The organism is Lentimicrobium sp. S6, assembly GCF_013166635.1.
In the GTDB taxonomy this organism is placed as follows: Bacteria; Bacteroidota; Bacteroidia; order Bacteroidales; family UBA12170; genus UBA12170.
In genome coordinates, this window is the sequence record NZ_JABKBZ010000061.1 from 18771 (window position 1) to 33761 (window position 14991).

The following is a 14991-nucleotide window of genomic DNA, read 5'->3' on the forward strand; positions in this document are numbered from 1 at the left end:
TTGTTGAAATATGAAAAGAATGCTATAGAACCCAACTCAACTCCACAAAAAACATTCGCCCTGGGCAGCGTCTACCTTGACTATCTAAATATATGGTATTGCTAATGTTTTCCACATTGAGGGCCACTCTGAAATTATAGGGTAGTGCTTTCCATAATCTTATGTTTAAAGTTTGATAAGATGGATAGGTTACAGAGTTGAAATATCTAATATCAGTGGAATTATGATCGTTAATATAGCGTTCTCCTTTATATTTCCAGAGGAGGTTGAAGTTCACAATCGGATTTTCCCAAGATATTCCTCCAGAGGCATTATGCATGGGGACATTGGCAAGGAATTTGTCTGTTAAATCGTAATCTACTTCAGAATCATTAATTTCATATTTAGTAATGGTAGAATGGCTATAGGCGTAATTAGCGAAAAAACGAGCCCCTTTCCATAAGTCAATATTTAAAGAAGTTTCACCTCCGTAGGCTTGCATCTGACTAATATTATCCATCTTATATACCGGAATGATTTTATAACCTATATCTACAGAATCGCCTGTGCTCACTTGATACATAAAGTCCTTTCCTATGGAATAATAGATAGAGGCTGAAAGGCGAATATTTTTTGCTAAGACTATATCACCTCCAATTTCCATATTATTTATATTCTCATTTTTAAGATATGGATTGGCACGTCTAAAGTAGTTTCCGGAGCTTTGTGAGCGGCACATGTCATCAAGGGTGGGAGGCCTGAAACCAGATGAAAAACTGGCATAATATCGCATGTTTTCTTTGTTGGTATACAATAATGAAATACGTGGGCTTATGGCCTGCCAATGTGAATTTGGCATGAGTGTGTCTTGGAAATGGAGTAAATAATTAATTTTTTTACTGGGATAATAAACAGAATAGTTGCCATCGAAAAATTCGGCATAATCATATCGTAGGCCCAATGTAAGTAAAAGCCTATCATCAAGGAAATTCATTTCATCTTGAAGGTAAAGTGCGCCAATAGCAATATTCCCTTCATTGACTATACTATCGGTGGAGGTGAAATAATTGTCAGAGGCCAATACGGAGCCATATCGAAAATCAACACCGGCTTGAAAAAGATGTATGCCTTTTTGGAAATGAAATTTGGTAATACTTCCTGCGTCAAGCCTTTTAGAATCAACCTCATACATGCTGAAATCATTATCGCTATTGATATATTCGTTCTGTTTGATATAGTTTTCAAATTGGCCAAAAGCTGCTGTTTCCCAATAAAGAGACTTACTAATTTTACCATTATATCTTAATCGGGTATTCAAATCTCGTCGACTCGAATAAGTCCCGTCATCATCAAAGACTTGCCAGCCTTTACCTCGTTTATCGGCATATCCTTTTACTGAAAACACCAATTGTTCGGAACCGGAGAATGAATGTCCAATTTTAGCCTCCCCCGATATTTCATCAAAATAGGAAGGACGTAATAGGGTGTCTTCGCCATATTCAAGAAATTCTTCGCTTTCGGTGATATAGCCATCACTGGTGCCTCCATGTAAAGCCAAATCCCAGAAAGTTCCTTGGTCTATACTATCCACATTGCTTTTGCCCAAATGAGCATCAGCGAGGAGGGTATTATAGGTTCCGTATTTTATATTGGCGCCAGCTGTGGTTTTTTGCTTGGGAATAGATGTGCGTAAATCAATGACTCCACCCATAGCATTGGCACCATAAAGGGTGGATGCGGCTCCTTGAACGATTCGGATTTCGTTGATATTATTAATATTAATGGCATTCCAGTTTACCGAACCACCATCCGATTTATTAATGGGAACACCATCTATCATCACCAGCATTCTACCTTGATTGTCCCCACCCATTCCTCGCATGGAAACTACGGCTTTATCGCTAAACATTCCCAGAGTATTATCCACGTCTACACCTGAGGTATATTGTAAGACGCCTTCTAGTTTTTGAGCGGGAAGGCTTCTTATCTCCTCTCTGTTGATCTTTTGAATACGAGCGGAAGAAAGCATCTCGTCGGACTGAAATCCTTTAGCAGAGACTTCTATGGTTTCTACAGTGAAAATAGATTTCTTGAGTTGTATCTCAACACTATTATCCCCTTTTGAAATAGATATTTTTTTCTTGTATTTTTTGTAGCCTAAAAATGAAACTTCCAAGGTGTAATTTCCTTGGTCTAGGTTTAGCTCAAATTTTCCATCCTCATCAGAGATACAACCCTGTTGCTTGATGCTCACATTAGCGCCAGATAGAAAAGAACCATTTTGTGCATCTAGAATAACACCTTGTAGGGTGTTTTGTGCTAGTGAAAAATGAGCACTGGAAAATATTAAAACTAGAGAAAATAATAGAGATAGCTTTCTCATATACTCGTTGGATTTAGAAAAAATTCAGTAATAACAATTAAAAGCAAGTATAATATCTGTCTTTAATTGGGCGAACTCATACTTTTGTTTGTGCAATCATTTTATACAAAGCTAGTGCGGATTTGGTGCGTACAAAACACTTTCTTTTACCATTATATTCGTACGGAAAACATACTGAGGTTTTATTCAGCAGAACTTTCCGCGTCAGCTGTTTGTGAATAACAAGCTGGTCTTATGTCTTTATTAGCAGATAAGAAAACTCCAAGAAATGAAATAACGATTTATCGGATTTTTCTTGCAGACACTAGCTATTTCTGAATTTTCATATTAAAGGTGATTTTTCCTTCGGCCATGGTATCAGCAGATATGATTTCTACAATCCCATGTTTTCCGCTTCCAGTTTGGAAAGGAATGAATAAGCCCGCTTCAAGCCATTTATACTTCTTCTTTCCCCAAGTATCATCAAAGGAATGAATAAGTAGACTATCGTCGTGGCATTGATTAAAGTTTTGAAGATTGATGCCATTAGTGGCTCTAATATCCCAAGCTGTATAGTTGCGGGTATCCCAGTTTAATAATTCAGGGTAATACTCTTCATATAATTCTCCTAAACCATTGCCATCTTCACCCGGAGACGAGAAGGTAGGTGAAGGGCGGTTTGTATTATTGTCAACAGAATATTTAAAATAAGCAATGAAATCAACTTCGTTCTGAACAATAATACCAGAATCACTTGGATAGCTATAAGCTAGTTGAGCATCGAACCAAGGGTTAGTGGTGCTGCTATTTTGCATACCAATGCTTAGGTTATTATATTCATTGATGGCACCATAGGTGGAATTGGGGTCGCCTGAAATGGCGAGAGTGCTTACTGCAGTTTGACGCTCTTTGTTCATCACCTGAATTTCCCAAACAGCATTTAATTTCGTTTCTTGCCAAAATGTTCTTGTGAAATCTATTGATGTGGAATATAATCCGGAGTCTATTTTAACATATTCCTCATTATCGGCCGTATAACTAATCACGATATTGGTGATGGGCTCTTCAGAATTTGCAATAATTCTTAATTTGATGGGATCGCCTATACTAACAATCTCATTCTCCTGTGTATATGCTTCGCTTTGAGAAAGTGAAACATTTGGCGGCTTAGCATCCTCATTTTTATCACATGCTAAAAGCGTGGATAGTAGTAGAATGATAAGCGCCAAATTGTAAAGTTTCATATTTTATGCCCCTATTTTACGATTAACTTGCGAGTAACCATATAGTTTGGATACTGAACACGAATCATATAAACGCCTTCAGAAAGATTAGATACATTCATAGTATTCAACTGCTGAGGAGTATTATTTTCCCATACCATTCTTCCAGAAGGATCGAATGTTGAAATAGATATAGCATCTACATCAACAGCAATACTTGCATTGCTAGTAGCTGGGTTAGGGAAACATTTAGTATTGTTTTCTAAATGTAATTCAGAAAGTCCTGTATTGTCAGAACCATAAATCATGATATTGTCTATCTTTACAGTACCTGCAGCAGTAACTTCATCACCATTCATATCAAGGTTTGAAGTAGGAACCCAAGCAATATATAAAGAGCTTTCTGGATTGTTAGCAGCTTCTGGGATTGCGATATCAACCAATTGACCTGTTGTCCAATCGTTGGCAATAGTAAATTCAGAACCAGGAATATCAGCCCATTCACCACCACTATGTCTCCACATTACTTTCCAGTCTGCTGGACCAGGATCGTTATTAGTAGAACGCATTTGAGAAGAAACAGTAAAGTGACCATATTCGCTTCCTTTTACTTTGATAGATAACATTTTGTAATTGGCAGCATTATCCCAACCTGCGCAAGTAGCAGCAGAGTCACTATCACCACCTACACCTTTTTTCAAATAAAGAGAATACTCACCAGCGCCATCTGTATCTTCCATACGGATATCATAAGATAAGTTGTTTTCTAAGCCTAGGTTGGCATTGAATGGCTCTTCAACTCCACCAGGAAACTCAAATCCTGAGATTAAAACTTGTGCATTGAGGTTAAAACCTGCAATGAATACTAAAATTAAGAAGTAGAATTTTTTCATAAAACTTTTTTTTTGAATGATTATTTATTATAGTTAATTTTTAATCCGAAGAGAACATATCTTCCTGGAGATGGGTAGCCTTTTCTGTCTACAAATTCCACGTCGAACATGTTCTGTACATCTATATATAGTTGAAAATGTGTTTTTAAGGTATAACTCAATTTAAAATCGAAAATGGAATATCCATCTACCTTTAGCGTATTCGCATCGTCTATCCATTGCTCGTCAATATATCTATAGGATAGTGAGGTGTTTAGGTTTTTGAATTGATAGAACAGACCAGCATAGAATTGATGAGGAGGTACCTCAACAGCATATTTCCCAGTAAGATCAACACCTTCTGTCGAATTATATTTGATAATGGTTGTATAGTTGTAGGAGTAGTTGGTGGAGAGTCTTAGGTTTTTGAGAATTTGGTATTTAACATTGATTTCAGCTCCAATAATTTCTACGTCAGATATGTTTTGCTTTTGTAATAGAGGTAATACTTCGCCACCCAAATCAATATCTTCTCCAAGGCTGACCAAATAGTGGAAATCAATTCCTCTTGAATAATAAACTGCAGGTTCAATGGATAATTTATCTAAAGTGATAAAAGTTCCCATTTCAATATTATATAGTTTCTCAGGAGTCAATTCTGGATTGGCCACCTTTATTCCTTTACTAATTTTCCCAGAGCGGCATAAGTCGTCTAGTTTAGGAGGATTGAAACCAGAAGCTATCGAGACATAATGTCGTAGAATTTCATTTTGCTTGTAATTTAAAGCCAGTTTAAAACTCATTGCATTCCATGCTTGTGATTGATAAGAATTATAAATATCTCTTGGATATGCGGTAGCAGCAGAAGGGTTTTTTACGGTAAAATCGCCACCATAGAAGTTGGCATAATCAAATCTAAGTCCACTAACTAATTTGAATTTTTTGTTTAAATCGTGTTCATCTTGAACAAATAAGGCAAAGAAATTATAATTACCATTATAATAAACTTCATCAAAAGAAGTAAAGTAAATGTCCTTATATTTGGTGTCGCCATGTTTGATGTCAGCACCAAAAATGAGATAGTTCTTTTCGGAAATCATTTTATTGATTCCTATCCAAATTCCCTCATCAATATCAATAGAGGAGCTTTCAGAAAGTTTATATTCACCGCTGGTATTTATTTTTTCTTTTTGATAGAAGTAATCTTGTCTTTTTCTGTAGGCATTAGCATTAATACTGAATCCTTTTATTCTTCCTGAATAGTTGGCTTTGACTATCGAGTTAGTGAATTTATAGTGACTACCATTTTCTTCAAATACCTGGATTCCTCTATTTCTCAAATCATCGTAATAATCAACGCTCACTTCTAATTTATGGTTGGCATTAAACTGATAACCCAAGTATCCACCAGCATTATATTCCCAAATAAAAGTGGTGGTATCCGTGAAATCTCTGGTGGCTTCACTCTCAAAATAATAGCCATTGCCTTTTCTTCCAAAGCCATTCAGGCCCCAATAAAGTCCTTTTTCATTTTTTACTTTACTTCCTGCAACTCTGAGGTGTTGTCCTAAGGTTTCAAAAGAACCAGCGTAAGTATTGCTGTTGATAGAAAGAGGAGATGTTGCTTTTTTGGTGATGATATTAATCACACCACCCATAGCATTATTTCCATAGAGGGCTGAGTTGGGTCCTTTTGTGATTTCTATTCTTGCTACATTATCAGGATCTATCATGTGCCAATTTACGGAGCCACCAGCGGCAACATTCATTGGAACTCCATCTAAGAGGATAAGAGTACGAGCACTAGAGCTTAAACCTCGCATGGTTACACTGGAGTTTTTTGAAAATGGTCCCCAACTTCTATTTACATTCACATTACTTATGGAATTAAAAACGTCATCCAGATTATTCACCGGCATTTCGTCAATATCTGTGCTTTTGATCAGTTCAATTTTTGCAGGAATTTCATCTATCTGCTTTTCATAGCGATTGGCTGTAACTACAATCTCTTTGGTAGTGATGGTGTCCTTGTCTATTTGCCCAAAAGAGAAAATACTTACAAATAGAAAGCTATATAGTAAACTTAATTTCCTCATTTCATCTTCATTTCAATAATAACACTTCCTGTTTCATTTCCTGATTGGGAGATGACCTTGAACAAGCCAAAATTCCCCTTATCCGATACGAAGGAGTATATGTCATTGGCTTTTAAGTTTTTTGCTTTTCTTTTACCCGTTTCAAAAGCAAAGGTGGTGGCGTAAATTAAACTATCATTCTCACATAAATCAAAGTCTTCGATTGTAATACTGGGTTCTGCAAAACGAGTTGTATTTCTGGTATCCCAATTTTCTAATGCAAACTGTCCTTCGAATATGGTCTCAGGAACATTAGCCCCAGGAGAGGCTATAGTATGTTCATCTTCATCTACATTGTCATAATAGGATAGTAAATGAATTTCTTCTTGTATGGAAAAAGCATCCTCCCTATTGTAAATCCTTTGATGACTTAATGAATAGAAACTCTCAAACTCACTATTGTCTTGGAAACCTAGACTAATAGGAAGGACATGGGTGATGTCACCATGGGAACTGCTTTCTTCTTTGGTAATTTTAATGCTGATGGTATTTGATTGTTTTCTGTTTCTATCTCTAGTCGTGATATTCCAAATCTCCCAATCTGCCACGCTTTTGATGATATTCTTGTTCATGGTAATTGATTGAACATGCATACCTGTATCAATGACAATGGTGTCGATGGGGGAAATTCTTTGAAACCGGATAGTGTTGATTGGGTATTCGGAGAATGATTGTGCTAGAACACTTATTGAAAGAGTATCCCCAACCTTGGCGCTGGTATCACTACTGATGAATCCATCTGCTATTATGAATTCAATAGTAGGGTTTGCATAGTTTGTAATCTCCTTTTTGCATGAATATAAGAATACAAAAAACGATATGCATAAAAATGCGACTCGGAATATATGCGAAAACTGAGCTTTCATTTTTTGTAATAGCTTATTTTTTAAGGGCTTTAATTGCGCCGAAGGCTACTAATGTACCTAGAGCTCCAAAGAAAAAATGACTAAGGATTGGAATAATTATACCGTGCTTTGCAAAGGAGCTGATGAAAACAAGTCCTGAAAAATGAAGCCCCAATCGTAATAGTGGAATCATCATATAGCAAAGACCACCGAAAAATGCAACGATATAAGCATTCTTAGTTTTGAGATCGAATTTAGCCCAAACAAAATCAAGAGCAAATCCAATGCCCATATACATAAATGGGATAGTTGGGTCTTTAAACCCCATGAAAGGTAAAAGCATCATGGAGCCACTGGCCAACATGGTAATGCTACTGGCAAATTTTTGACCGGATAACATTCTTGCAGCCATTAATATACCTATCACTTCAATTCCATGACGTCCAGGGATATTTAAGGGTACGCGTAAATAAGCACGCAAAGTAGCGATAAAAACTCCTGTTAAGATGAGGAGTAATATTTCTATAACCGTAGCGTATCTCTTAGTTAGAGATAGACTTAATGTATTCTTTTGATACGACTTTCCACTCATTGCTAGTATTTTTTGTAGGTTCCACATAGGTGATGATTTTGCTGTTTTTCATCGCCGGCCTGAACCATTCGTTTATGTCTAAATATTCTTCATCATCAATGACCATTCCTTCAGTGGTTTGTACTTCATCGATGTTGACTATTTTTTTCAAAGAGGAGATTTGATGAATGCCTTTGATATCTCTAATTTCATGTCCTTGCAACCAAATGCAGCGGCCATCGTTTCCCCATTTTCTAAGACCTATAGCTGCAAGAGAGCCAATAATTCCATCATGGGTTCCGGTTAGTCCTTCCAAATGAATTTGGTGTTTAGCTGCTAAAGCTAAAGCGTCTTTTTTAGTGAGGACAGTTTTCTTTGCATTTCTACCCCAGTCAATAATCTCTTGATTTACTTTTTCGAATGTGGAAACACAAAGTCCTACATCGGAACCGTCAGCAGCTATTTCATTGAGGAAGTCTCGTGATAAATTGATGACTTTATCAATATCATCAGCAATGATATGTATACTTGCTGAGCTATTTTGAGAGGTATAGGGGATGTCATCATGAACAAATAATTGATGGCGAAGAATCTCCAATACTTCATAACCTTCTTTAGAAAACAAGTCCGCCATCTGGCGAGAGCGAAAACCAGTTCCTCTTGTATTCTTATTGTCGGTATCGTCGATGCCAATTAATAACTCAATCATTTGCTGTGTTTAAAGCGCAAAGATATAAAAACCGATAGGGAAAATAATGCGAATCGAGCAATTTAGAATCAGTATAGTGTTGAGATTTAATTTGCTGAGATAGAGATGGGACTCGGTTTCCAGATTTTTTTTGAGTGAAATCTAACCTATTTCAAAGGAGGTGATGCCAAATATTTTTTCGATGGGAAGCTTTGGGATTTCTCCGGTGTACATCCTGGCAGTTTGAAATATTTCTGTCATATGATACCTCTTTGCAAGTGATAGTGCCTCATTATTGATTTCTGGAACATCTAAGTAAATATGCTCATTGGTTTGAGCATGACTTTTAAATATCTCGAATAACTCATTGGCTTGTTCGGCTTTTTCTGCAAATAGAGGCGCGATTTTATAGCCTTCTCTACATTTTCTCATGACGCCATAAGCTTTAATATCACCATCCTCTAAAATGGCATATCCATAGGATGCTGGCATCTGGATCCACTTCTCAATAAACTTGGGTCTAGGAACTGGGAAAAAATGGTTTTCGAATTTTTTAATCTGCTTTAAAGTAACTTGATTTAATGATGTAATCCTTGTATTCTCAATGGATTCCCCACTTCCTTTACCTTGAAATCTAATATTATTATAGGCCAATCTGAAACCTGTTTTTTTGTAATTTTCTTGTTGCTCTACCACTCCATCTAAGCCAATATTACATCCTTTTAGGTATTGCATTCCCGCTTGCCAAATTTTATATCCATATCCTTGGCCTCTATATTTAGGTTTTACCATGTAAAATCCTAAGAAACCAAAAGTATCATCATATTTTATTACGGAAATAGAGGCGATGGCTTCTCCATTTAAATATCCTATTAGAAATCCGTTTTTGTCAGCAGCATAATAGGCATCAATATCGTGTAGTCCAGGATTCCATCCCTCTTGAGTAGCCCAGTCAATAACCATATCTAGCTGGGAACGAGATATCGTTTTGACTTGGTAATTGATAGTAGTCATAACGTTAATTTTTTGGGACGATAAAGGTAATCATTATTCAGTATGAAAATATGTTTATATTCATTTCTTCACATGAATTCATTCTCGTCTTATTACAGCAGACCCTTAACTATATCCAGTTTTCTGCTAAGATTGTGCTGTAGTAGAAATGAGGTTAATATGTTTGTGCAAGTATAAATGGAATTAGATACTGAAAAATAGATGCTTATAATGTTCCCTTACTATTTCAAACTATTCCTCAGTTTGATATTCACTATTTCAGAATCATTGCCCAATCGGATAGGAATAACTGCAGTACCATAACCAGAGGAGATATAAAAATGAGAATCTTTCTTTTTTAGGTAGCCCCAATCTTGCTCAAAAATCATACCTGTGATATAATTTAATGGCCAGAATTGTCCATTATGGGTGTGTCCTGAAAATTGGAAATCGATTCCTGTTTGACTTGCCTCCTCCAGTTTATAGGGTTGATGATCGAGGAGGAGGGTAGGGAGTGAGATATTGAGTTCGCTTTGAAGCTCAGTAATGCTTTTTCTAGGAATGCCTGAAGATGCTTGAGCTTGGATATCATCACGACCAATGATATTAAACTTCCCATCAATGGTAACGGCAGTATCTACGAGCATCTTTATTCCATTCTTTTCAAAATAGTTCAATTCCTTTTGTGCTCCACTGATATACTCATGGTTTCCCAAGCAGGAATAAACACCATATTTCGATTTAATTTCTTTAAAATGCTCCACCAATTCATCATGCTGAACCACTTTAATATTATCATCAATGATATCTCCCCCAATCAAAACCACATCTGGCTTCAGTTCATTAATCATGGAAATTAATCTTTTGGTTTTTTTGTGATTCACCATGGTTCCCAAATGAATATCACTCACCGCTACAATGTTTAGTTCTTTGAGGCTACTGCTGGGTTTTTGAATGTCCAGTTCTAAGGTTTTTACTTTCGGATTGATGGTATTTAAAAAACCAATCAGCATAATAATAGAAATGAAACCCAAAGTACCTAATCCTATGATTAATTTTGATTTGGCGTAGTTGGCAGTAATGAACTCTGGATAAAATGGAATTAAATGATTTACCCCTCTGAGGATGTCGAAGAAAAGGATACTGAAAATGCCAAATACAAAGAATCCAGCTGAAACAGCACCAATTCTAATTAAGGCATCACTTAAAATATTGATAGAAGTTCGTTCTAATACCTTTCCTAGAAAAAATGAAATTAGAATAAAAATATAAAGCACCAAAGTGATTTTTAAACCCATAATAGAAGCAGGAAAAGCTTGTCCCATTCGGGTAAATAGATATATGCCTAATAATGTAAAAAGGCTAATTACTGTGATTAGGAAAATGGCTAGACGCATGTGATGATTTTTGAATTGGCAAATATATATAGTACTATTTGATAATACGTGATGGCGTGCTCCTTTTTATATGATAAATTGTTATTCAGTTTTTTTGTTAAAAAAGTATTAAAATATATAATTATAAAATAGGTTTGTAATCTCGTTTTTATATCATATAAGTATTTCTCAAATCAGTATGCTAGTATTGTTTGATTTATACTTTATGTATTATTTAAAAAAGCATATATGAAAACCATTATCAAAATTACCCTTAGTTTGGCACTACTAATTAGCCAAACGCTATATTCTCAAGTATTAGAACAAGATTCTCTAGCCTTAGTAGCTTTTTATAATAGCACGGGAGGCCCCAATTGGGATAATAATAGCAATTGGCTTACTGGGCCTGTTAATAATTGGCATGGGATTACTGTTGAAGATGGGAGGGTTGTGAAACTTGGAGGATATGGTAATTCTCTGGATAATTTAGTTGGAGTTATTCCGCCAGAAATAGGAGACCTAACAGCTCTTAAAGGATTATTTATTGGGCACGAAAGCGGACTGACGGGTAATATTCCTGCTGAAATTGGAAATTTAGATGAATTAACCGGGTTGGGTATTGGGAATTGTTCACTATTACGGCAACTTAGTTTATGGGAGAATAATATAACAGGCTCAATTCCTCCTGAAATAGGAAATTTGGATAGTTTAGAATTTTTGGAGTTGCAAGAAAATCAAATAAGTAGTTCTATTCCCTCAGAACTGGGCAACTGTAACAGTTTAACTGAACTACGATTAAACAATAATCAATTAAATGGTGTGATTCCAGCGGAATTGTCAAATCTTGAGAATTTAACAATAATGCATTTACAAGATAATAATCTTACAGGAAATATACCCGAATCTTTTAGTGACTTCTTTTTAGATTGGGATAATCCACTGGAACTTAATGTATCAAATAATCAACTATCGGGGAAACTACCACCGGAATGGGGTAATATGAGCTTTTCAATCAATGAATTAAATATTGCTAATAATAATTTTTCAGGCTTACCATTGGTTAATTATAATTGGTTAATGACTTTCTTCGATATAAGAGGAAATAAGCTTCCTTTTGAACAAATGGAATCACATTATGAGTCCTTTCAGTCGGGCATTTATTTCTTTTTTAATTATTGGCCCCAGCAGAACATGCTTATACCTATTGATACAGCACTTAGCATAGGGAGCAATTATTCTATTTACTCTGGCACGGCAGGAGAATACACCTATTACAAATGGTTTAAAGATGGTGAGCTATTAGCAGAAGGAGCAGATTTGGATACCTTATTTATTAACAATTTTGCTGCAATCGATATTGGGGTTTATACTTGTCAAGCTACTAATTCATTACTAAGTATGCTCACATTGCATAGAAACCCAGTGAGTATTAGCATTTATGAGGATGTGTCAAATGTAGAATGCCATGAGCCGGAAATATCATTATATCCAAATCCAGCATCCCAAGAGCTTAATATTTCCTTTTCTGATAAATGGACTGATTTTGAAATTAGCATTTATTCAAATACTGGTATTTGTATCTTCCATCAACAAGTAGAGGGAGTAGAGAATATCATCCGTTTTAATATAAAACATATAAAAACAGGAGTTTATCTTTTAAAAATACAAACTAAAAATAAAACTTATACTGAAAAGCTGATTATTAAATAAAAAAAGCAAGTGGGGCATCATCTTGGCGGAAGAACCCCACTGCAAACAATATATTTGTTAAATAATTAATATTGAATATTAAAAATTATTAGTTTTATACACTCGATAAAAGCATATATGAAAACCATTATCAAAATTACCCTTAGTTTGGCACTACTAATTAGCCAAACGCTATATTCTCAAGTATTAGAACAAGATTCTCTAGCCTTAGTAGCTTTTTATAATAGCACGGGAGGCCCCAATTGGGATAATAATAGCAATTGGCTTACTGGGCCTGTTTATAATTGGCATGGGATTACTGTTGAGGATGGGAGGGTATTACAACTTGGAGGTGGAGGAACTCTTACGTCAAATAATTTGATTGGCGAATTACCACCCGAAATTTGGAATTTAACAAAACTTAAGCGTATTTCAATTAGTAATAATACAGAATTAGAAGGAGATTTAACCATTGGAATTGGAAACTTGACGGATTTAGTATTAATCAATATTGGGAATTGTTCCCTAAGTGGAACAATTCCCAATACTATTGGGAATTGTTCATATTTGTGGAGTATAAATTTGAAAGAAAACAACTTGATAGGTTCAATTCCACAGGAAATAGGAAATCTGGATAGTCTGGAGTTTCTAACATTGCATAGTAACCAACTAAGTGGTTCTATTTCTCCAGAATTGAGTAACTGTACTAATTTGATAGAGTTGTATCTAAATAATAATCAATTAAACGGAATTATTCCAGCTGTATTGTCAAATCTTGAAAACCTAACAATAATGCATTTACAAGATAATAATCTTACAGGAAATATACCCGAATCTTTTAGTGACTTCTTTTTAGATTGGGATAATCCACTGGAACTTAATGTATCAAATAATCAACTATCGGGGAAACTACCACCGGAATGGGGTAATATGAGCTTTTCAATCAATGAATTAAATATTGCTAATAATAATTTTTCAGGTTTACCATTGGTTAATTATAATTGGTTAATGACCTTCTTCGATATAAGAGGAAATAAGCTTCCTTTTGAACAAATGGAATCACATTATGAGTCTTTTCAGGCTGGTATTTATTTCTTTTTCGATTATTGGCCCCAGCAAAATATGCTCAATGAGATAGATACGGCATTGAGTATTGGGAGCAATTATTCTATTTACTCTGGAACAGCCGGAGAATATACCTATTATAAATGGCTTAAAGATGGCGAGCTATTAGCAGAAGGAGCAGATATGGATACCTTATTTATTAATAATTTTACCACAAGCGATATTGGGGTTTATACTTGCCAGGCAACAAATTCATTGCTAGGTATGCTTACTTTGCATAGAAACCCGGTGAGTATTAGTATTTATGAGGATGTGTCAAATGTAGAATACCATGAGCCGGAAATATCATTATATCCAAATCCAGCATCCCAAGAGCTTAATATTTCCTTTTCTGATAAATGGACTGATTTTGAAATTTGCATTTATTCAAATACTGGTATTTGTATCTTCCATCAACAAGTAGAGGGAGTAAAGAATATCATACGTTTAAATATAAATCATATAAAAACAGGAGTTTATCTTTTAAAAATACAAACTAAAAATAAAACTTATACTGAAAAGCTGATTATTAAATAAAAAAAGCAAGTGGGGCATCATCTTGGCGGAAGAACCCCACTGCATGAGTTAAATAAACATCAACCCTTTAAAAATGCAAAACTATGAAAAAGAAATTGATTTTTCTTGCAGCATTATCTATGCTGTTTTTAACAACTTTAAAAGCCCAGTATCTTGGGCAGGTCCAATTTACCAATGCAGATGTTGCTATTGAGCAAAAAGACGGATGGCATATCGCCACTATGGCAGGATGCCAAATGGAAAGTAAAGAGGGGAAGCCCTATTTGCCAGTGAAGTATTTACAAATTGCCATACCTGCGAATAAAGTGGTAAGAGGCATTGAAATTATAAGTGTTCAGCAGTAAGAGCTTTCAGGTACTTATCAAATTCAACCTACTCAGAAGGAACAAGTGCCTGGTTTTGATGCCCCAGCATTTGTAGGTCCTTTAGCGGGTATCTATAAACCCGAGTTCGATTATAAAAACAGAGCTAATTGATCGTCTTTCTCCAAATCATATTTTATAGAAGGTTTTTTAGCAAAGAATGAATATGCGATAAGAGCGGCGATAATATTGGAGATAAAATTTTCAAAACTTCTGTGCCTAGAATGTTCAATTTGGCACATGTTTTTTAGTTCA

12 protein-coding genes and 1 pseudogene are annotated in these 14991 nt (G+C 35.4%); 3 read left to right on the forward strand and 10 right to left on the reverse strand.

Features of this window, described 5'->3' with window-relative positions; all coding sequences use genetic code 11:
- Positions 1 to 22: 22 nt before the first annotated feature.
- The 9 genes from HNS40_RS16905 to HNS40_RS16945 form a co-directional block, all read right to left on the reverse strand.
- Positions 23 to 2362 (reverse strand): TonB-dependent receptor, encoded by a 2340-nt coding sequence (locus tag HNS40_RS16905; RefSeq protein ID WP_172283021.1) that lies wholly within the window; start codon positions 2360 to 2362, stop codon positions 23 to 25.
- A gap of 308 nt (positions 2363 to 2670) precedes the next feature.
- Positions 2671 to 3585: a hypothetical protein gene (locus tag HNS40_RS16910; protein ID WP_172283024.1), complete on the reverse strand. Its 915-nt coding sequence runs from the start codon at positions 3583 to 3585 to the stop codon at positions 2671 to 2673.
- 11 nt (positions 3586 to 3596) lie between these two features.
- Positions 3597 to 4457: a T9SS type A sorting domain-containing protein gene (locus tag HNS40_RS16915; RefSeq protein ID WP_172283026.1), complete on the reverse strand. Its 861-nt coding sequence runs from the start codon at positions 4455 to 4457 to the stop codon at positions 3597 to 3599.
- A gap of 20 nt (positions 4458 to 4477) precedes the next feature.
- A complete protein-coding gene (locus HNS40_RS16920) occupies positions 4478 to 6532 on the reverse strand; it encodes a TonB-dependent receptor (RefSeq protein ID WP_172283028.1) in 2055 nt (684 codons plus the stop codon).
- Positions 6529 to 7437: a hypothetical protein gene (locus tag HNS40_RS16925; RefSeq protein ID WP_172283030.1), complete on the reverse strand. Its 909-nt coding sequence runs from the start codon at positions 7435 to 7437 to the stop codon at positions 6529 to 6531. The genes HNS40_RS16920 and HNS40_RS16925 overlap by 4 nt, the downstream gene beginning before the upstream one ends.
- Positions 7438 to 7450: 13 nt before the next feature.
- Entirely contained in the window at positions 7451 to 8008 is a 558-nt protein-coding gene (locus tag HNS40_RS16930) for a hypothetical protein (protein WP_172283033.1), read from the reverse strand.
- Entirely contained in the window at positions 7959 to 8696 is a 738-nt protein-coding gene (locus tag HNS40_RS16935) for a hypothetical protein (protein ID WP_172283035.1), read from the reverse strand. The genes HNS40_RS16930 and HNS40_RS16935 overlap by 50 nt, the downstream gene beginning before the upstream one ends.
- Positions 8697 to 8837: 141 nt before the next feature.
- Positions 8838 to 9689: a GNAT family N-acetyltransferase gene (locus tag HNS40_RS16940; RefSeq protein ID WP_172283037.1), complete on the reverse strand. Its 852-nt coding sequence runs from the start codon at positions 9687 to 9689 to the stop codon at positions 8838 to 8840.
- Between the two features lie 221 nt (positions 9690 to 9910).
- On the reverse strand, positions 9911 to 11065 hold the full coding sequence (locus tag HNS40_RS16945; RefSeq protein ID WP_172283039.1) for a metallophosphoesterase: 1155 nt from the start codon (positions 11063 to 11065) through the stop codon (positions 9911 to 9913).
- 228 nt (positions 11066 to 11293) lie between these two features.
- On the opposite strand from HNS40_RS16945, the gene HNS40_RS16950 reads away from it, so the two are divergent.
- The 3 genes from HNS40_RS16950 (at position 11294) to HNS40_RS16960 (ending at position 14718) form a co-directional block, all read left to right on the forward strand.
- Positions 11294 to 12754, forward strand: coding sequence for a T9SS type A sorting domain-containing protein (locus HNS40_RS16950; protein WP_172283041.1), 1461 nt, complete (start codon positions 11294 to 11296; stop codon positions 12752 to 12754).
- A 117-nt stretch (positions 12755 to 12871) separates the two neighbouring features.
- Positions 12872 to 14374 (forward strand): T9SS type A sorting domain-containing protein, encoded by a 1503-nt coding sequence (locus HNS40_RS16955; RefSeq protein ID WP_172283043.1) that lies wholly within the window; start codon positions 12872 to 12874, stop codon positions 14372 to 14374.
- Between the two features lie 83 nt (positions 14375 to 14457).
- Positions 14458 to 14718 carry a hypothetical protein gene (locus tag HNS40_RS16960; protein ID WP_172283045.1) on the forward strand — a complete coding sequence of 87 codons (261 nt, stop codon included), beginning with the start codon at positions 14458 to 14460 and terminating at the stop codon, positions 14716 to 14718.
- A gap of 110 nt (positions 14719 to 14828) precedes the next feature.
- Here HNS40_RS16960 and HNS40_RS23250 read toward each other — a convergent pair.
- Positions 14829 to 14991: pseudogene (locus HNS40_RS23250) on the reverse strand (IS982 family transposase); the annotation flags it as partial.